The sequence below is a fragment of the Citrobacter sp. 21OH12SH02A-Citro genome, assembly GCF_027919895.1.
Classification (GTDB): domain Bacteria; phylum Pseudomonadota; class Gammaproteobacteria; order Enterobacterales; family Enterobacteriaceae; genus Citrobacter; species Citrobacter braakii.
Window position 1 is genome coordinate 3,154,160 of sequence record NZ_CP114801.1, and the last position, 17,234, is coordinate 3,171,393.

Below are 17,234 nucleotides of genomic sequence, written 5' to 3' on the forward strand. Positions count from 1 at the left end.
TCACCTGTAAGTTAAATCAGTTTCGAATGAAAGTTAATGCGAGGTGGATATGGCTTTTACTTTTACCAGCGACACGTTGCCCACCGATCACAAAGCGGCAATCCGGCAGATGAAAAAGCAATTGCGTGAACAGCTTGGAGATGTTCAGTTGATTTTCAATCAGTTGAGCGAGGCCATTGCCAATCGCGTGGCGGAAATCAACGCCCTCAAAGCGCAAGGCTCTCCGGTATGGCCTGTGTTGTCCTATGCGGATATCAAGGCGGGTCGCGTGAGTGCTGAGCAGCGTGAAGAAATTAAGCGTCGCGGATGCGCGGTCATTAAAGGCCATTTCTCTCGCGAACAAGCCCTCGATTGGGATAGGTCAATGCTGGACTATCTGGACCACAACCATTTTGACGACATTTACAAAGGACCGGGCGATAATTTCTTTGGTACCCTGAGCGCGTCGCGACCTGAAATCTACCCCATCTACTGGTCCCAGGCGCAGATGCAGGCCCGTCAGAGTGAAGAAATGGCAAATGCGCAGTCATTTCTCAACCGTCTTTGGACATTTGCAGGCGAAGGTAAGCAATGGTTTAACCCGGATGTCAGCGTTATCTACCCCGACCGCATACGCCGTCGTCCACCGGGAACGACGTCCAAAGGGCTGGGCGCGCATACGGATTCCGGTGCGCTGGAACGCTGGCTTCTGCCGGCATATCAGCAGGTCTTTGCTAATGTTTTCAATGGCAAGCTGGAAGACTACGACCCGTGGCAGGCCGCGCATCGCACTGAAGTAGAAGAGTACACGGTGGATAACACCACCAAATGTTCAGTATTCCGTACCTTCCAGGGCTGGACTGCTCTCTCTGATATGCTGCCAGGTCAGGGGTTGTTGCACGTGGTCCCTATCCCTGAAGCGATGGCCTGGGTACTGTTACGTCCATTGCTTGACGATGTGCCGGAAGATGAACTTTGCGGCGTTGCGCCCGGCAGAGTTCTGCCGATTTCTGCGCAATGGCATCCGCTACTGATTGAAGCGTTAACCAGCATTCCGCAACTGGACGCCGGAGACTCCGTCTGGTGGCATTGCGATGTGATCCACTCCGTCGCGCCGGTAGAAAATCAGCAGGGTTGGGGCAACGTGATGTACATCCCTGCCGCACCGATGTGCGAAAAGAATCTGGCCTACGCCCATAAAGTGAAGGCCGCGCTGGAAAAAGGCGTATCGCCGGGTGATTTCCCACGCGAGGATTATGAAACTCACTGGGAAGGACGCTTCACGCTGGATGATTTGAATATCCATGGCAAGCGTGCGCTGGGGATTATTTAATCTGTAACTTACACAAGTTTCCCTAAGTATTTCGCGTTACAGGAAGGCGGCCAGCCTGTAAATCCCCGCAAGCTTACACAAGTAAGTGACCGGGGTGTACAGGTGCAGCCAACACACCTGTAACACGAAAGACGACGGGAAAATTATTCGACGCCCTTGCTACGCAGATAATCTTCGTAGTTACCGGTGAAGTCGATTACGCGTTCCGGCGTAATTTCAATCACGCGGGTTGCCAACGAACTGACGAACTCACGGTCGTGAGAAACGAAGATCAGCGTGCCCTGGTACATTTCCAGCGCCATGTTCAGCGATTCGATAGATTCCATATCCAGGTGGTTGGTCGGTTCATCCATTACCAGGATATTCGGTTTCTGCATCATCAGCTTACCGAACAGCATGCGTCCTTTTTCACCACCGGACAGCACTTTAGCAGGTTTCTTGATATCGTCCTGGCTGAACAGCAAGCGACCAAGGAAGCTACGTACTACCTGCTCATCGTCGCCTTCCTGTTTCCACTGACTCATCCACTCGAAGACCGTCAAATCGTTTTCGAATTCGTACTCATGATCCTGAGCGTAGTAACCAACCTGGGCGTTTTCAGACCATTTCACGGTACCGTTATCCGGCTGTAATTCGCCGACCAGCGTTTTCAGCATGGTTGATTTACCCACGCCGTTGGCACCAAGAATGGCAATTTTCTCGCCAACTTCCAGCAGCAGGTTAAAGTTTTTAAACAACGGACCTTCATCAAACCCTTTCGTCAGCGCTTCCACTTCCAGCGCGTTACGGAACAGTTTCTTATCCTGTTCGAAGCGGATGAACGGGTTCTGACGGCTGGACGCCTTCACTTCGTCAAGCTTGATTTTATCAATCTGACGCGCACGAGAAGTCGCCTGACGAGATTTAGATGCGTTGGCGCTAAAGCGGCTGACGAAGGATTGCAGATCGGCAATCTGCGCTTTTTTCTTGGCGTTATCAGCCAGCAGACGTTCACGCGCCTGGGTTGCCGCCGTCATATATTCGTCGTAGTTACCCGGATAAACACGCAGTTCGCCGTAGTCCAGATCAGCCATGTGCGTACAGACCATGTTCAGGAAGTGACGGTCGTGCGAAATGATGATCATGGTGCTGTCACGCTCGTTCAGCGTCTGCTCCAGCCAGCGGATGGTGTCGATATCCAGGTTGTTCGTTGGTTCGTCGAGCAGCAGAATGTCCGGGTTAGAGAACAGCGCCTGTGCCAGAAGCACACGCAGCTTCCAGCCGGGGGCGACTTCGCTCATCGGGCCATAATGCTGTTCTACCGGAATACCTACGCCCAGCAGCAGTTCACCCGCACGCGCTTCCGCAGAGTAGCCGTCCATTTCGCCATACTGAACTTCAAGGTCAGCAACTTTATAGCCGTCTTCTTCGCTCATTTCGGCCAGGGCGTAAATGCGATCGCGCTCCTGCTTTACTTCCCACAGTTCACCATGACCCATGATCACGGTGTCAAGCACGGTGAACTCTTCAAAGGCGAACTGATCCTGACGCAGCTTACCAATACGCTCGTTCGGATCGAGGGAAACGTTGCCCAGCGTCGGTTCGAGGTCGCCGCCGAGAATTTTCATAAAAGTGGATTTACCGCTACCGTTCGCGCCAATCAGGCCGTAACGGTTGCCGCCGCCAAATTTGACGGAAATATTTTCAAACAGCGGCTTACTGCCGAACTGCATGGTGACGTTGCTGGAAACTAACACTGGCGTATCCTGAAAGAGAAAGAAATATGTGACGAACCGCTTATTATGCCATAAGTCTGCAATAAGATCGCGCCTTGATGCTGAAGGGATAAAGTGAAAGCAAAAGGAAAAAAATGTGATTTAGTACACATCCGAATTCCTTGTTGCTCAGATTGCACATATAATGCGTGCCCAACACTACATAAATCTCAACCCACTAGCCTGCCTGGCACTGAATCTCGCATACATGAACATGAATATGAAATTAACAACGCTTTTCGCGGCGGCACTCGCAATAGTTGGTTTTTGTAACACCGCTTCTGCCGTCACGTACCCGCTGCCTACCGATGGCAGCCGTTTGATCGGCCAAAACCAGGTCATCACTATTCCTGAAGGCAACACCCAACCGCTGGAGTATTTTGCGGCGGAGTATCAGATGGGTCTGTCTAATATGCTGGAAGCCAACCCGGGCGTGGATACCTTCCTGCCGAAGGGCGGCACCGTCCTGAACATACCTCAGCAATTGATCCTGCCGGATACCGTGCATGAAGGTATTGTTATTAACAGCGCTGAAATGCGTCTGTACTACTACCCGAAAGGCACCAACACCGTTATTGTTCTGCCGATCGGTATTGGCCAGTTGGGCAAAGACACGCCAATCAACTGGACCACCAAAGTAGAACGTAAAAAAGCGGGCCCAACCTGGACGCCAACGGCAAAAATGCATGCGGAATACCGCGCTGCGGGCGAACCGCTGCCAGCTGTTGTTCCGGCAGGTCCGGATAACCCGATGGGCCTGTACGCGCTGTATATCGGTCGCCTGTACGCCATCCACGGCACCAATGCTAACTTCGGCGTCGGCTTACGCGTCAGCCACGGTTGCGTGCGTCTGCGTAACGACGACATCAAATTCCTGTTTGAAAATGTGCCGGTCGGCACCCGCGTACAGTTTATCGATGAGCCGGTAAAAGCCACGACTGAACCAGACGGCAGCCGTTACATCGAGGTACACAACCCACTGTCCACCACTGAAGCACAGTTCGAAGGCGGGGAAATCGTACCGATTACGCTGAACAAGAGCATTACCAGCATCACCGGTCAGTCTGACGTCGATCAGGCCGTCGTTGAGCAGGCGGTACAGAACCGTTCAGGTATGCCGGTTCGTCTGAACTAAGCATCAAAACTGTCCCTTCGCCTTATCGGGCCTACTTAACCTGTAGGCCCGATAAGCGCCAGCCCCATCGGGCACAATCCTCACATCACCTGCAATAAACCATACCCTACCAGCGCCGCCCATATCAGCATCGGCACCGAATACCAATGAAAACGCCACCAGATCCGTCGATCGTTTGCCATCCGTAAAGCAATAAGATTCGCCAGCGATCCCGGCAACAACCCAAAACCGCCCACATTGACCGCCCAGGCCAGCAGCAGCGTTGGCGGGACGTAGTTCAGCAGCAAAATCGTGCTGGGAACATTACTGATAAACTGCGACAGGCCAATGGCCGTCAACCAAAGCCCCGGTGCTGACAGCGTGCCAATCTGGTGGGTAATCTCCTGCAAGGCCGGGAGTTGCGTCAGCAAGTGCACATCAATGAACATCGCCATAAACACCAACAGCAGTGTCCAATCCACGCTGAGGATCACGCGGCGAGCCAGCACCATGAATCCTGCCGCAACGATCGCCAGGCCCCACAGCTCTTGTTTTAACTCCAGTGCCGCCAGGAAAATGATATACAGCCCCAGACAGCTCCACACCAGGCGCGGTTGCCAGTCAGGCGCGCGCGTACCGGTATGATAATGCAATGCTTTATGCGGGAAACTCAACCAGCACAGCACCACCAGCGTCAGCATCATGGTCCCCGCAAGCGGCGCCATCTGCCAGGTAAACGCGGTAAACGATAAGCCGGAGCGTCCCCACATCAGAATGTTTTGCGGATTACCTATTGGCGTGAGCAACGATCCGGCGTTTACCGCCAGCGCCTCAAAGATAATCAGGCGATTTACAGGAATGGCACACAATTTTTTCAGGGTGATCGTCAGCGGAACAACAATAAACAGCGCAACATCGTTGGTCAGAAACGTCGACAGCAGCGCCGCCGCCAGCACCATAAATATCGCCAATTGACGTTCGGTGTTAAAGCGCCGGGTCATCTTGCGCCCTAACACATCGAAGTAACCGCTTAGCTCCACGCCTTTGGTCAGTAACATCAGGCCGCTAAGCGTAATAATCGTGTGCCAGTCTATCGCCCCCGGCCACGACCGTGGCGTAAATGGCACGAACAGGCTCAGTACAACCCCGACGATGATTAACAGCTGAAAAAAGCGATCGCGCTGTAAGGCGCGTAGTAAAGGAAAACTCATTCAGAGCCAGCACCTTGCTGTTGCGTAAACCGGCTAAAAGCCTCCAGCGTTTCCTTACTGACGTGATGCTCCATTCCCTCCGCGTCGCGACGGGCAATTTCCGGGCTGATACCTAACATCAGCAGGAAATTCTCCACAATCTGGTGACGCTCCCGACTCTCCTGAGCCAGTCGTTCACCTTCTGCGGTTAAAAACACGCCCCGCCAGGGGATCATTTCAATCAACCCAACTGAAGCAAGACGCTTAAGCATTTTAGCAACCGTCGGCTGGGAAACCCCAAGCCGTGCTGCCATATCTACCTGGCGCGCTTCACCCACCTCAATAATGAGATCGGAAATCAGCTCTACGTAGTCATCAATCAGCTCACGGCGATGTGCCTCCCGGACCTGACGAAATCCTTCAACGTGTTCTTCGACATTCACCAATTGCGTCACTTTTTTTGTTGTTGGCATACCTGCGCGACGACTCATTCTGCTTCCTCGTTACTGTGACGCGTTAACGGCATCTGATTAGAGAACGCTCATTGTAAACCAGAGTTGCGTGGGCACAAAAAATTAACGTTTTAGCAATAGCTATATAATATAGCCTGTGCTATATCTGTATATAATAAAGACATCCCTCAAGGACTGATGGGATCGTGAAGTCAGGAGGTTTATATGAATGAATTTAAGAGGTGTATACGCGTGTTTAGCCACTCTCCCTTTAAAGTACGGTTAATGCTGATCTCTATGCTGTGCGACATGATTAACAGCAAACCAGAGCAGGATAAACCTGCAGATAAATAATGCGGCGTCGCGGCACGCCGCTTCATTTTCCTGCCGTAACTCGGATACGGTGATCGTTTTCGTGCCAATAACCCTTCTTTTTGTCAGTTTTGCCACGCCCCTCGCAAAACAATTTCTTAGTAGTAGTTGACCTTCTCTTGCACACACTCTATCTTTTCGCAGCCCTGCATATATTGCGGCTCGCGGATGCGGACCCTATCCCCCTTCTCGCTCTCTCAGGCAGGCAATGACCCTTAGCGCCAGGGTAAGCACATGGCGTTTTTGTAACAGTGGCATATGAATTTAACCCTCAAAGATTCAATCATTGCTCGTAGCCGGGCGATTAGTCCGTGGACTGGCCTCTATTTCTTACAGTCTCTGCTGATCAACCTTGCGCTGGGCTATCCGCTTAGCCTGCTCTATAGCGTTGCTTTCACCTGTATATTGATGCTGCTGTGGCGCAGCGCGCCGCGTGCGCAGAAAGTGCTGATTGGCATTTGCTCGCTGGTAGCGGCAATGTACTTCCCGTTTGGCCAGGCTTACGGTTCGCCGAACTTCAATACCTTGCTGGCGCTGCACTCAACCAATATGGAAGAGTCTACTGAAATCCTGACCATCTTCCCCTGGTACAGTTATCTGGTGGGGGTGTTTATTTTCGCCCTCGGTGTTATCGCCGTACGCCGTAAAAAAGAGGTGCAGCAGCGTAGCTGGAACAAGTTCGACAGCATTTGTTTGCTGTTCAGCGTTGTCGCGTTCTTTGTAACCCCGGTGCAAAACCTGGCCTGGGGCGGCGTGTTCAAGCTGAAAGACACTGGCTATCCGGTTTTCCGCTTTGCCAAGGACGTTATCGTTAATAACAACGAAGTGCTCGACGAACAAGAGCGTATGGCGAAGCTGGCGAGCGTGAAAGACAGCTGGACGGTAACCGCCGTGAAGCCGAAGTATCATACCTACGTGGTGGTCATCGGCGAAAGCGCCCGCCGCGATGCGTTAGGCGCTTTTGGTGGTCACTGGGATAACACGCCGTTTGCCAGTTCCGTTAACGGCTACATCTTCGCGGATTACATTGCGGCAAGCGGTTCGACACAAAAATCACTCGGCCTGACGCTAAATCGGGTGGTCGACAATAAACCCCAGTTCCAGGATAACTTTGTCACTCTGGCCAACCGCGCGGGATTCCAGACGTGGTGGTTCTCCAATCAGGGACAGATTGGTGAATACGATACGGCCATCGCCAGCATTGCGAAGCGAGCTGATGAAGTTCAGTTCCTCAAAAGCGGTGATTTCGAAGCGGATAAAAATACCCGTGACGAAGCGTTGTTGAAGATGACCGCCCAGGTGCTGGCAACCGAGCGCACTCAGCCACAGCTTATCGTGCTGCATTTAATGGGCTCGCATCCGCAGGCCTGCGACCGTACGCAGGGTAAATACGAGACTTTCGTCCAGTCGAAAGAAACATCTTGCTATCTGTACACCATGACGCAGACGGATGACCTGCTGCGCCAGCTTTACGATCAGTTACGTAACAGCGGTAACAGCTTCTCGATGGTCTATTTCTCCGATCATGGCCTCGCGTTTAAAGAGCGGGGGAAAGAGGTGCAGTACCTGGCGCATGACGATCAGTTCCAGCAGAATTTCCAGGTACCATTTATGGTGCTGTCGAGCGATGATAAAGCGCACCGGGTGATTAAAGCCCGTCGCTCCGCCAATGATTTCCTCAGCTTTTTCTCGCAGTGGACGGGGATAAGCGCGAAGGAAATCACCAACAGCTATCGCTTTATTTCAGAGAAAAAGGCTGGCCCGGTGTACATCACCAACTTCAAATTGCAGAAGGTGGACTACAACCATCTGGGTACCGACATCTTTGAGACCAAATCTCGTTAATCTCTGAATTGCGCACAAAAAAAATCCGCCCCGAGAGGCGGATTTTTTGTATCACCGAAGTGATTAGAAGCGGTAACCCACGCCAGCGATCCAGGTGCCAACGTCAACGCTACGAATACGGCTCTGCTCGTAGGAGAAGTCCAGAGCAACGTTTTCGATCGGGTTGAACTGCAGACCAGCACCGTAAGAGAAACCGTAGTCACTGGTGGTGTGGTTATCAGCCGGGGATGCAGCGTTCTGGAATTTACCGTAGCCAACACCCACTACACCGTAGATGCTTGCCCAGTCGTTCAGACGGTAAGCCGGGCCAGCAGTGATGCCGTAGTACTGGGTTTTGTTGTAGTCGCCAGACGCATCGGTACGATCTTTTTCAGTGTAAGTGAAGGAACCGATAACACCCAGCGGGTTGCTGTCCTGCTCGTAGCGATACTTCAGGTTAAAACCGTTCATTTTGTTCGCTGCGCCCTGAGCATCGCTCTGAGCGTAACCACCGGTAACGGTAGAAGTCGCAGCTACAGCAGTACCTGCGGAGAAAGCCAGAACAGCGGCCAGTGCTGAAAGACATGCAATTTTTTTCATAACCACCTCAAATGTGCTTCAAGTAAATCCTAAGTTTTAAATATACCAAAAATTGATGGGAAACTCTTTGCGATTCGCGATGTCTAACAGGGTCTTTCATGTAACAGAACGTTTCAGAAACCCGCTATCTCTTTCAATTAACATCACTTTTCTAACCAAAAATGCCATTATTGCGCGCACAATATGGCACATTCATCCAGAATATTCCTAATCACACAGATTATTAATCCATCACTTTCATGCCATTGTACGGAACTGAGCAATTTTTTTTTCAACGAATACTCAACCAGCGGTGCGTATTTCCATTACACTCGCTGTTTTACTTTTCTATACATCACGTCATCCGTGTCGTAGCAAATTTGCAACGTCGCGCAGATGAAGGCGTGTAATTATCATTTGACAGGAGAAAGGATGCCGGGGTCGTCACGTAAAGCGCCAGTCTGGTTGCCTATTTTGGTTTTGCTTATTGCTATGTCCTCCATTCAAAGCGGAGCATCTCTGGCAAAATCGCTATTCCCACTCGTCGGTGCGCCGGGCGTTACCGCATTGCGCCTTGCGCTGGGCACCCTCATCCTTATTGCCTTCTTTAAACCCTGGCGTTTGCGATTCGCCAAAGAACAACGCCTGCCGCTGCTGTTTTATGGTCTGTCTCTGGGCGGGATGAACTATCTCTTCTATCTGTCAATCCAGACCGTCCCGCTGGGAATTGCCGTAGCGCTGGAGTTCACCGGCCCGCTCGCGGTAGCACTGTTTTCATCCCGACGTCCGGTGGATTTCATTTGGGTTGCACTGGCTGTACTCGGGCTTTGGTTCCTGCTGCCGTTAGGTCAGGACGTTTCTCACGTGGATTTAACCGGTGCTGCGCTGGCGCTGGGCGCTGGCGCCTGCTGGGCAATCTATATTCTTACCGGGCAGCGTGCCGGCGCGGAACATGGTCCGGCGACCGTTGCGGTAGGGTCATTAATTGCGGCGCTGATTTTTGTACCCATCGGCGCGCTCCAGGCTGGGGATGCCTTGTGGCACTGGTCCATTCTGCCGTTAGGCCTGGCCATTGCGGTCCTCTCCACTGCGCTTCCCTACTCGCTGGAGATGATTGCGTTGACGCGGCTGCCAACACGCACTTTTGGTACTCTGATGAGTATGGAACCTGCACTGGCTGCGGTTTCAGGAATGATCTTCCTCGGTGAAACGCTGACGCTTGTCCAGACGCTCGCTCTGGGCGCCATTATTGTCGCATCAATGGGTTCGACGCTCACTATTCGCAAAGAACCACAAATTAAGCAAGTTGACGTGAATTAACCACTTAATATTCTGCATGGTTTGCATAATCATGCAGAATATCCAATTGTAAATCTGCGTGATAATTATTCTAATAAATATAATTTTCTCATCTGCATATTTCTTGAAATTTTTACATTAACATAAAAATAACACGCCTCCATTAATAACCACTATATCCATATGATTTTATTAGTTATTTCATATCCACCCCTCTCTTCGCTATTAAAGTGATAGGTAACACCAGAAAAATAAATCCAAAATTCACGCTATACTTATTCCCGTTGAAGAGCTGGGACATAATTATCAAGAGGATATGAAAATATGAGTACCGCAAAACTGGTAAAAACAAAAGCATCTGCCCTCCTTTATACCCGCAACGATGTAACAGATAGCGAAAAGAAAGCGACCGTAGAGCTGCTGAATCAGCAAGTGATCCAGTTCATCGACCTGTCTTTGATCACCAAACAGGCTCACTGGAACATGCGCGGCGCGAACTTCATTGCTGTGCATGAAATGCTCGATGGCTTCCGTACTGCCCTGACCGACCACCTCGATACCATGGCTGAGCGCGCCGTACAGTTAGGCGGTGTGGCATTGGGTACCACCCAGGTTATTAATAGCAAAACGCCTCTGAAAAGCTATCCGCTGGATATCCATAGCGTACAGGACCACTTAAAAGAGCTGGCCGATCGTTATGCCGTCGTCGCTAACAGCGTCCGTAAAGCCATTAGCGAAGCAAAAGACGAAGATACAGCAGATATCTTCACCGCCGCTTCACGCGACCTCGACAAATTCCTGTGGTTTATCGAAGCCAACATTGAATAACAGCAGACATAAGAATTACCTATATAACCCTCGCCCTGGCGGGGGTTTTGCACATCTATGGTGCATGACATTGATCGTTCGTCACTCCAAAGTAAATTATTTGTAATAATCACTTCACACAATCGTTAACGAAAGATTGTTTTATCAACAATTTTTACGCTAAATAGTCATACCGTTTGCACTGTGTCAGGTACGCACCAAATGAGTGCCCCAAAACAGTGCAGATTGCCCACTTTGCCCTACTTATTGTGCAGAGAAACGAGACACCCTCTTGTTAAAACAATGAGTTGCAAAACTGGCACGATTTTTTCATTAAGCCATATGTTCTCGCAGGGGATCGCCCCGTGGATATAAAAGGAAATCCTATGAAGTCTGTATTAAAAGTCTCACTGGCTGCACTTACCCTGGCTTTTGCGGTGTCCTCCCATGCCGCAGATAAGAAACTGGTTGTCGCAACCGACACCGCATTTGTACCGTTCGAATTCAAACAGGGTGACAAATACGTTGGTTTTGATGTGGATCTGTGGGCTGCCGTGGCCAAAGAACTGAAGCTGGATTATGAACTGAAACCAATGGATTTCAGCGGCATCATCCCGGCTCTGCAAACCAAGAATATCGACCTGGCGCTGGCGGGTATCACCATCACTGATGAGCGTAAGAAAGCGATCGACTTCTCTGACGGCTACTACAAAAGCGGTCTGTTAGTGATGGTCAAAGCGAATAATAACGACGTGAAAAGCGTGAAAGATCTGGATGGTAAAGTCGTCGCTGTGAAGAGCGGCACGGGTTCCGTTGATTACGCGAAAGCTAACATCAAAACCAAAGATCTGCGTCAGTTCCCGAATATCGATAACGCATATATGGAACTGGGCACCAACCGCGCAGACGCCGTACTGCACGACACGCCAAACATTCTTTACTTCATCAAAACCGCTGGCAACGGTCAGTTCAAAGCTGTAGGCGAATCCCTGGAAGCCCAGCAGTACGGTATCGCCTTCCCGAAAGGCAGCGATGAACTGCGTGAGAAAGTGAACGGCGCGCTGAAAACGCTGAAAGAGAACGGCACATACAACGAAATCTACAAAAAATGGTTCGGCACCGAACCTAAATAACAAGAACGTTCTGTAACGCCCGGTAGCGCCAGCGCCGCCGGGCCTGCAATTTTGAGTCATCGCGTTATGGCTCATTACTTTTCTCACCACGGTAACAGGAACGAAATATGCAGTTTGACTGGAGTGCCATCTGGCCCGCCATCCCGCTTTTGATTGAAGGCGCCAAAATGACCCTGTGGATCTCGGTCCTCGGTCTGGCAGGCGGTCTGATAATCGGGCTTGCAGCAGGGTTTGCGCGTACTTTCGGCGGTTGGATAGCCAACCACGTAGCGCTGGTGTTTATCGAAGTCATTCGCGGTACGCCAATCGTTGTGCAGGTGATGTTTATTTACTTTGCCCTGCCAATGGCATTTAACGATTTACGCATTGATCCCTTTAGCGCCGCCGTTGTCACCATCATGATCAACTCCGGCGCCTATATTGCGGAAATCACCCGCGGCGCGGTGCTCTCAATCCATAAAGGATTCAGCGAAGCCGGACTGGCGCTTGGGCTTTCACGTACAGAGACTATCCGCCACGTTATTTTACCTCTCGCGCTGCGTCGTATGCTGCCACCGCTGGGCAACCAGTGGATCATCAGCATTAAAGATACCTCGCTGTTTATTGTCATTGGCGTCGCTGAACTGACCCGTCAGGGCCAGGAAATCATTGCTGGTAACTTCCGCGCACTGGAAATCTGGAGCGCCGTTGCGGTGTTCTATCTGATCATTACGCTGGTGCTGAGCTTCATTCTGCGTCGTCTGGAAAGAAGGATGAAAATCCTGTGATTGAATTTAAAAACGTTTCTAAGCACTTTGGCCCAACCCAGGTGCTGCACAATATTGACCTGAACATTCAGCAGGGCGAAGTGGTGGTAATTATCGGGCCATCCGGGTCCGGCAAATCAACCCTGCTGCGCTGCATTAACAAACTGGAAGAGATAACCTCTGGCGATCTGATCGTCGACGGTCTGAAGGTAAACGATCCAAAGGTAGACGAGCGGTTAATCCGCCAGGAAGCCGGGATGGTGTTTCAGCAGTTCTACCTGTTCCCGCATCTGACGGCGCTGGAAAACGTCATGTTCGGACCGCAGCGCGTACGCGGGGCGAATAAAGAACAGGCCGAGAAACTGGCTAAAGAGCTGCTGGCGAAAGTAGGTCTGGCCGAGCGTGCGCATCACTACCCTTCTGAGCTGTCTGGCGGTCAACAGCAGCGTGTGGCGATCGCCCGAGCGCTGGCGGTGAAGCCGAAAATGATGCTGTTTGATGAGCCAACCTCAGCGCTGGACCCGGAACTGCGCCACGAAGTTCTGAAAGTTATGCAGGATCTGGCGGAGGAAGGGATGACCATGGTGATTGTGACCCACGAAATCGGCTTTGCCGAAAAAGTGGCTTCACGCCTGATTTTCATTGATAAGGGACGTATTGCCGAAGACGGTAATCCGCAGGCCCTGATTGAAAATCCGCCCAGCCAACGTTTACAGGAATTCTTGCAGCACGTTTCCTGATAGCTCTCCCTCCCTTCGCCTGAAGGGAGGTTTTTCACCAGAATCCTCTCATTTCATTTCTCCCCCGCCCTGACATCTATACTTATCCTTTTGAATTTATTTTCTCATGGGAGGAGTCATGCGCTGGATCCTGTTCATCTTTGTTTGTCTGGTGAGTCTCCCGACTCAGGCGGTGACGATACCTGGCGTCACTACGCCAACGTCAACCAACGCGCAAACCGCGCCGGCGAAAGAGCCGGATGTTGAACAGAAGAAAGCGGCCTACGGCGCACTGGCTGATGTGCTGGAAAATGACGCCTCGCGCCAGGAACTGATCGGTCAGTTACGCAAAGTGGCGACAGCGCCCCCTGCCGAGCCGGTGCCAACCATTGTTCCGCCCACGTTAACGGAAGAAAAAACGGTGCTGGAAAACGTCACGGATGTCACCCGCCACTACGGTGAGGCGCTCTCCAGCCGCTTTGCTCAGCTTTACCGCAATATTACCGATGCACCACACAAGACCTTTAACCCGCAAACGTTCACCAATGCCCTGACCCATTTTTTAATGCTGGCGGCGTCAGTGTTCGGTTTTTTCTGGCTGCTTCGCCTGTGCGCGCTGCCGCTGTATCGCAAAATGGGGCAATGGGCACGACGGAAAAACCGCGAACGCAGCAACTGGCTCCAGCTTCCGACGATGATCATCGGCGCATTCATTATCGATTTGCTTCTGTTGGCGCTGACTTTGTTTGTCGGGCAGATACTGAGCGACAGAATGAACGCCGGTAGCCGCACTATCGCCTTTCAGCAAAGTCTGTTTCTCAATGCCTTTGCGTTGATTGAGTTCTTCAAAGCCATTCTACGCCTGATATTTTGCCCAACGGTGGCCGAACTGCGCCCGTTTAACATTCAGGATGCCGGTGCGCGCTACTGGAATCGCCGTTTAAGTTCATTGAGCAGCCTGATTGGATACGGACTTATCGTTGCCGTTCCCATTATCTCGAATCAGGTCAACGTGCAGGTCGGCGCGATGGCCAACGTCATCATCATGCTGTGTATCACCCTATGGGCGCTGTACCTGATTTTCAGAAACAAGAAAGAGATAACGCAGCATTTGCTGAATCTGGCGGAAAGATCGTTAGCGTTTTTCAGCCTGTTTATCCGCGCCTTTGCGCTGGTATGGCATTGGCTGGCCAGCGCCTACTTCATTGTGCTGTTTTTCTTCTCGCTGTTTGATCCTGGCAACAGCCTGAAATTCATGATGGGCGCTACGCTGCGCAGCCTGGTGATCATCGGGATCGCCGCTTTTGTTTCCGGTATGCTTTCCCGCTGGATAGCCAAGACCATTACCCTTTCTCCACACACCCAGCGCAGCTATCCGGAATTACAAAAACGGTTGAATGGCTGGCTGTCGACGGCGTTAAGCGTGGCCAGGATCCTGACGGTGTGCGTCGCGGTAATGCTGCTACTGAATGCCTGGGGATTGTTCGACTTCTGGAACTGGCTGCATTACGGCGCAGGAGAAAAAACGGTGGATATCCTGATCCGTATCGCGCTGATTTTATTCTTCTCCGCCATCGGCTGGACGATCCTTGCCAGCCTGATTGAAAATCGTCTGGCTTCCGATATTCACGGCCGCCCGCTCCCCAGCGCCCGTACCCGCACCCTGCTGACGCTGTTTCGCAACGCGCTGGCGGTGATCATCAGCACGATCACCATCATGATTGTGCTATCCGAAATTGGCGTCAATATCGCGCCCTTACTGGCCGGGGCCGGGGCGCTGGGGCTGGCTATCTCTTTCGGCTCGCAAACGCTGGTAAAAGATATTATTACCGGGATCTTTATTCAGTTCGAAAATGGCATGAACACCGGCGACCTGGTGACCATCGGTCCACTCACCGGTACGGTTGAACGGATGTCCATCCGCTCTGTGGGCGTCCGTCAGGACACCGGGGCGTACCATATCATTCCCTGGTCATCGATAACGACCTTCGCCAACTTTGTGCGCGGGATTGGATCGGTCGTCGCCAATTACGACGTAGACCGCCATGAGGATGCGGATAAAGCGAATCAGGCGTTGAAAGACGCTGTGGCTGCAGTGATGGAACAGGACGATATTCGCGGGCTGATTATTGGCGAGCCGTCGTTTGCCGGGATTGTGGGGTTAACCAATACGGCCTTCACGCTACGGGTATCATTTACCACATTACCGCTGAAACAGTGGACGGTACGTTTCGCGCTCGACAGCCAGGTGAAGAAATACTTCGATCTGGCCAACGTACGCGCGCCGGTACAGACGTATCAGGTTTTGCCTGCACCGGTGAATGGCCCTGCGTCGGCAGCAAGCGAACCGCTGCCGCCAACCGAGCCAACGCTTTAGCGTTTACGCGCCATAAAACGGCGACGCTGATCGTTATCCATAAAGGTCCAGGCAATAAAGCGACTCTGCTTTTGCCCCTGGGCCATCTCTTTCTTAACCACTTTCACCGCGCCCGCATCCGTTAACGCGTGGTACAGCGGAGGCAAATTCTCACCGCGCGAAACCAGCGTGGTGAACCACATCACCTGACGGCCAAAGGCCTGGCTTTCGGCGATCATTTTTTTGATGAACGCCACTTCACCACCTTCACACCACAGCTCCTGCTGCTGCCCGCCAAAGTTCAGCGCATCATCTTTATCCTGCCCCAGATTACGACGTTTGCGCTCGCTTCCGGCGCGGGCTGAAGCCGCAGAATCATGGAACGGCGGGTTACACAATGTGGCTTCATATTGCTCATTCTTGTGAATGATACCGTTGAAGATTGCCGTAGCATCTTTCTGGCGACGCAGACGAATAGCACGAGTTAACCCCGGATTGGCATTTACGATCGCCTGAGCGCTGTTAAACGCTTCGCTACTGGTCTCACTACCGGTGAATCGCCAGCCATATTCATGCACGCCGATCAACGGATAAATACAGTTTGCCCCAACTCCCACGTCCAGCACGCTCGCATTTGCCGGAATGGTTCCGCTGGTTTCACCTAACAGGTCGGCCAGATGGTGAATGTAGTCAGCGCGACCAGGAACCGGCGGGCACAGAAAACCGTCTGGAATATCCCAGTTTTTCACCGCATAAAAATGCGCCAGCAGTGCTTTATTGAGCGCCTTCACTGCCTGCGGATTCGCGAAATCAACACTCTGCTCGCCGCCTGGCGTGAGGGTGAGAAATTGCGTCAACTCGGGTGTAACCTGGCATAAAGTCGCAAGATCATAACGGCCATTGTGGCGGTTGCGTGGGTGTAATCCCGGTTTCTGGGGGGACATAGCATTCTCCTTTTAACAGCGGCGTAAGATACCCGCATAACGCCACGCGGTAAACACACAGCAAGGAAATTTGCTTTTTTTATACCTATTTGATGGCTTGCTGATTGTTCAAAAAACAGACATCTCATCACCAGTTTTTTGCGGTAAATGTTATCCACTGACGGCCTAAACTTATCAGGCACGACCTGTTGTTTCTCAGAGGATATCACCATGAAGAAATGCCTCACATTCCTTGCCGCTACCGTACTGACCGGCATGACATTTGCGTCCTTTGCTGCACAGCCCTACACCAGCCCTCAAACCGGCCAGCTACAAGCTTCCGGCACTGTTTTCGCTACCGGAGCTTCTAACCTGAGCGATCTCGAAGACAAGCTGGCAGAGAAAGCGAAAGAGCAAGGCGCAAAAGGCTTTGTCGTCAATTCTGCGGGCGGTAAAAACCAGATGTACGGCAGCGCAACTATCTATAAGTAGTCCCTCACCTTAGCCCAACTGCATTCACCCCGAATGCAGTTTGCTACCTGCTGTTCACGTCGTTCACCGCTCAAATTGTAATCATCGTGTAGCAATTTTGAATCCAATGTAAATAAATGTATTTATTTTTGAATTAATGAATGCTAAAACGTCGCACTGATT

At 51.6% G+C, this 17,234-nt stretch carries 16 protein-coding genes; 11 read left to right on the top strand and 5 right to left on the bottom strand.

Annotation, left to right across the window (positions count from 1 at the left end):
* The first annotated feature begins 49 nt into the window (after window positions 1-49).
* The gene (locus O6D90_RS15375) at window positions 50-1,312 is read left to right on the top strand and encodes a DUF1479 domain-containing protein (protein WP_016156074.1); all 1,263 of its coding nucleotides are present in this window, start codon (window positions 50-52) and stop codon (window positions 1,310-1,312) included.
* A gap of 143 nt (window positions 1,313-1,455) precedes the next feature.
* Here O6D90_RS15375 and O6D90_RS15380 read toward each other — a convergent pair whose 3' ends face one another.
* Entirely contained in the window at window positions 1,456-3,048 is a 1,593-nt protein-coding gene (locus O6D90_RS15380) for an ABC-F family ATPase (protein ID WP_016156073.1), read from the bottom strand.
* A gap of 232 nt (window positions 3,049-3,280) precedes the next feature.
* Between O6D90_RS15380 and ldtB the strand changes: the two genes are divergently transcribed.
* Window positions 3,281-4,201: a L,D-transpeptidase gene (gene ldtB, locus O6D90_RS15385; protein WP_003035268.1), complete on the top strand. Its 921-nt coding sequence runs from the start codon at window positions 3,281-3,283 to the stop codon at window positions 4,199-4,201.
* 80 nt (window positions 4,202-4,281) lie between these two features.
* Here the strand turns inward: ldtB and O6D90_RS15390 are convergent, their stop codons facing one another.
* Both O6D90_RS15390 and mntR read right to left on the bottom strand, forming a co-directional pair.
* Window positions 4,282-5,391 (bottom strand): anion transporter, encoded by a 1,110-nt coding sequence (locus tag O6D90_RS15390; protein ID WP_016156072.1) that lies wholly within the window; start codon window positions 5,389-5,391, stop codon window positions 4,282-4,284.
* Window positions 5,388-5,861 (bottom strand): manganese-binding transcriptional regulator MntR, encoded by a 474-nt coding sequence (mntR, locus tag O6D90_RS15395; RefSeq protein WP_016156071.1) that lies wholly within the window; start codon window positions 5,859-5,861, stop codon window positions 5,388-5,390. Before mntR ends, O6D90_RS15390 begins: the two co-directional genes overlap by 4 nt.
* Before the next feature lie 186 nt (window positions 5,862-6,047).
* On the opposite strand from mntR, the gene mntS reads away from it, so the two are divergent.
* Both mntS and O6D90_RS15405 read left to right on the top strand, forming a co-directional pair.
* Window positions 6,048-6,176 carry a manganase accumulation protein MntS gene (mntS, locus tag O6D90_RS15400; RefSeq protein ID WP_016152374.1) on the top strand — a complete coding sequence of 43 codons (129 nt, stop codon included), beginning with the start codon at window positions 6,048-6,050 and terminating at the stop codon, window positions 6,174-6,176.
* Between the two features lie 276 nt (window positions 6,177-6,452).
* A complete protein-coding gene (locus tag O6D90_RS15405) occupies window positions 6,453-8,039 on the top strand; it encodes a phosphoethanolamine transferase (protein ID WP_016156070.1) in 1,587 nt (528 codons plus the stop codon).
* Between the two features lie 63 nt (window positions 8,040-8,102).
* On the opposite strand, the gene ompX is transcribed toward O6D90_RS15405, so the two are convergent.
* Window positions 8,103-8,618, bottom strand: coding sequence for an outer membrane protein OmpX (gene ompX / locus O6D90_RS15410; protein ID WP_016152372.1), 516 nt, complete (start codon window positions 8,616-8,618; stop codon window positions 8,103-8,105).
* A gap of 411 nt (window positions 8,619-9,029) precedes the next feature.
* Here ompX and rhtA point away from each other — a divergent pair, with 411 nt between their 5' ends.
* From rhtA to ybiO, 6 genes are all read left to right on the top strand, one after another.
* The gene (rhtA, locus tag O6D90_RS15415) at window positions 9,030-9,917 is read left to right on the top strand and encodes a threonine/homoserine exporter RhtA (RefSeq protein ID WP_016156069.1); all 888 of its coding nucleotides are present in this window, start codon (window positions 9,030-9,032) and stop codon (window positions 9,915-9,917) included.
* Window positions 9,918-10,220: 303 nt separating this feature from the next.
* Window positions 10,221-10,724 carry a DNA starvation/stationary phase protection protein Dps gene (dps, locus tag O6D90_RS15420; RefSeq protein WP_006685362.1) on the top strand — a complete coding sequence of 168 codons (504 nt, stop codon included), beginning with the start codon at window positions 10,221-10,223 and terminating at the stop codon, window positions 10,722-10,724.
* A 365-nt stretch (window positions 10,725-11,089) separates the two neighbouring features.
* Window positions 11,090-11,836, top strand: a complete 747-nt coding sequence (glnH, locus tag O6D90_RS15425) for a glutamine ABC transporter substrate-binding protein GlnH (RefSeq protein WP_016152370.1) — start codon at window positions 11,090-11,092, stop codon at window positions 11,834-11,836.
* A 107-nt stretch (window positions 11,837-11,943) separates the two neighbouring features.
* Complete coding sequence (gene glnP, locus O6D90_RS15430; protein ID WP_003035248.1) at window positions 11,944-12,603, top strand: glutamine ABC transporter permease GlnP; 660 nt, start codon at window positions 11,944-11,946, stop codon at window positions 12,601-12,603.
* Window positions 12,600-13,322 carry a glutamine ABC transporter ATP-binding protein GlnQ gene (glnQ, locus tag O6D90_RS15435; RefSeq protein ID WP_003035246.1) on the top strand — a complete coding sequence of 241 codons (723 nt, stop codon included), beginning with the start codon at window positions 12,600-12,602 and terminating at the stop codon, window positions 13,320-13,322. The genes glnP and glnQ overlap by 4 nt, the downstream gene beginning before the upstream one ends.
* Window positions 13,323-13,440: 118 nt before the next feature.
* Complete coding sequence (ybiO, locus tag O6D90_RS15440; RefSeq protein WP_016156068.1) at window positions 13,441-15,678, top strand: mechanosensitive channel protein; 2,238 nt, start codon at window positions 13,441-13,443, stop codon at window positions 15,676-15,678.
* On the opposite strand, the gene rlmF is transcribed toward ybiO, so the two are convergent.
* On the bottom strand, window positions 15,675-16,601 hold the full coding sequence (gene rlmF / locus O6D90_RS15445) for a 23S rRNA (adenine(1618)-N(6))-methyltransferase RlmF (RefSeq protein WP_016152368.1): 927 nt from the start codon (window positions 16,599-16,601) through the stop codon (window positions 15,675-15,677). The two genes, ybiO and rlmF, sit on opposite strands and share 4 nt — an antisense overlap.
* 210 nt (window positions 16,602-16,811) lie before the next feature.
* On the opposite strand from rlmF, the gene mcbA reads away from it, so the two are divergent.
* A complete protein-coding gene (gene mcbA / locus O6D90_RS15450; RefSeq protein ID WP_016152367.1) occupies window positions 16,812-17,072 on the top strand; it encodes a DUF1471 family periplasmic protein McbA in 261 nt (86 codons plus the stop codon).
* Window positions 17,073-17,234 lie beyond the last annotated feature (162 nt).

Excerpts from the sequence above, each read along its gene's own strand:
- O6D90_RS15375 (WP_016156074.1), top strand. The coding sequence starts at position 50 with ATGGCTTTTACTTTTACCAGCGACACGTTGCCCACCGATCACAAAGCG.
- ldtB (WP_003035268.1), top strand. The coding sequence starts at position 3,281 with ATGAATATGAAATTAACAACGCTTTTCGCGGCGGCACTCGCAATAGTT.
- O6D90_RS15390 (WP_016156072.1), bottom strand. The coding sequence starts at position 5,391 with ATGAGTTTTCCTTTACTACGCGCCTTACAGCGCGATCGCTTTTTTCAG.
- mntR (WP_016156071.1), bottom strand. The coding sequence starts at position 5,861 with ATGAGTCGTCGCGCAGGTATGCCAACAACAAAAAAAGTGACGCAATTG.
- mntS (WP_016152374.1), top strand. The coding sequence starts at position 6,048 with ATGAATGAATTTAAGAGGTGTATACGCGTGTTTAGCCACTCTCCCTTT.
- O6D90_RS15405 (WP_016156070.1), top strand. The coding sequence starts at position 6,453 with ATGAATTTAACCCTCAAAGATTCAATCATTGCTCGTAGCCGGGCGATT.
- ompX (WP_016152372.1), bottom strand. The coding sequence starts at position 8,618 with ATGAAAAAAATTGCATGTCTTTCAGCACTGGCCGCTGTTCTGGCTTTC.
- rhtA (WP_016156069.1), top strand. The coding sequence starts at position 9,030 with ATGCCGGGGTCGTCACGTAAAGCGCCAGTCTGGTTGCCTATTTTGGTT.
- dps (WP_006685362.1), top strand. The coding sequence starts at position 10,221 with ATGAGTACCGCAAAACTGGTAAAAACAAAAGCATCTGCCCTCCTTTAT.
- glnH (WP_016152370.1), top strand. The coding sequence starts at position 11,090 with ATGAAGTCTGTATTAAAAGTCTCACTGGCTGCACTTACCCTGGCTTTT.
- glnP (WP_003035248.1), top strand. The coding sequence starts at position 11,944 with ATGCAGTTTGACTGGAGTGCCATCTGGCCCGCCATCCCGCTTTTGATT.
- ybiO (WP_016156068.1), top strand. The coding sequence starts at position 13,441 with ATGCGCTGGATCCTGTTCATCTTTGTTTGTCTGGTGAGTCTCCCGACT.
- rlmF (WP_016152368.1), bottom strand. The coding sequence starts at position 16,601 with ATGTCCCCCCAGAAACCGGGATTACACCCACGCAACCGCCACAATGGC.
- mcbA (WP_016152367.1), top strand. The coding sequence starts at position 16,812 with ATGAAGAAATGCCTCACATTCCTTGCCGCTACCGTACTGACCGGCATG.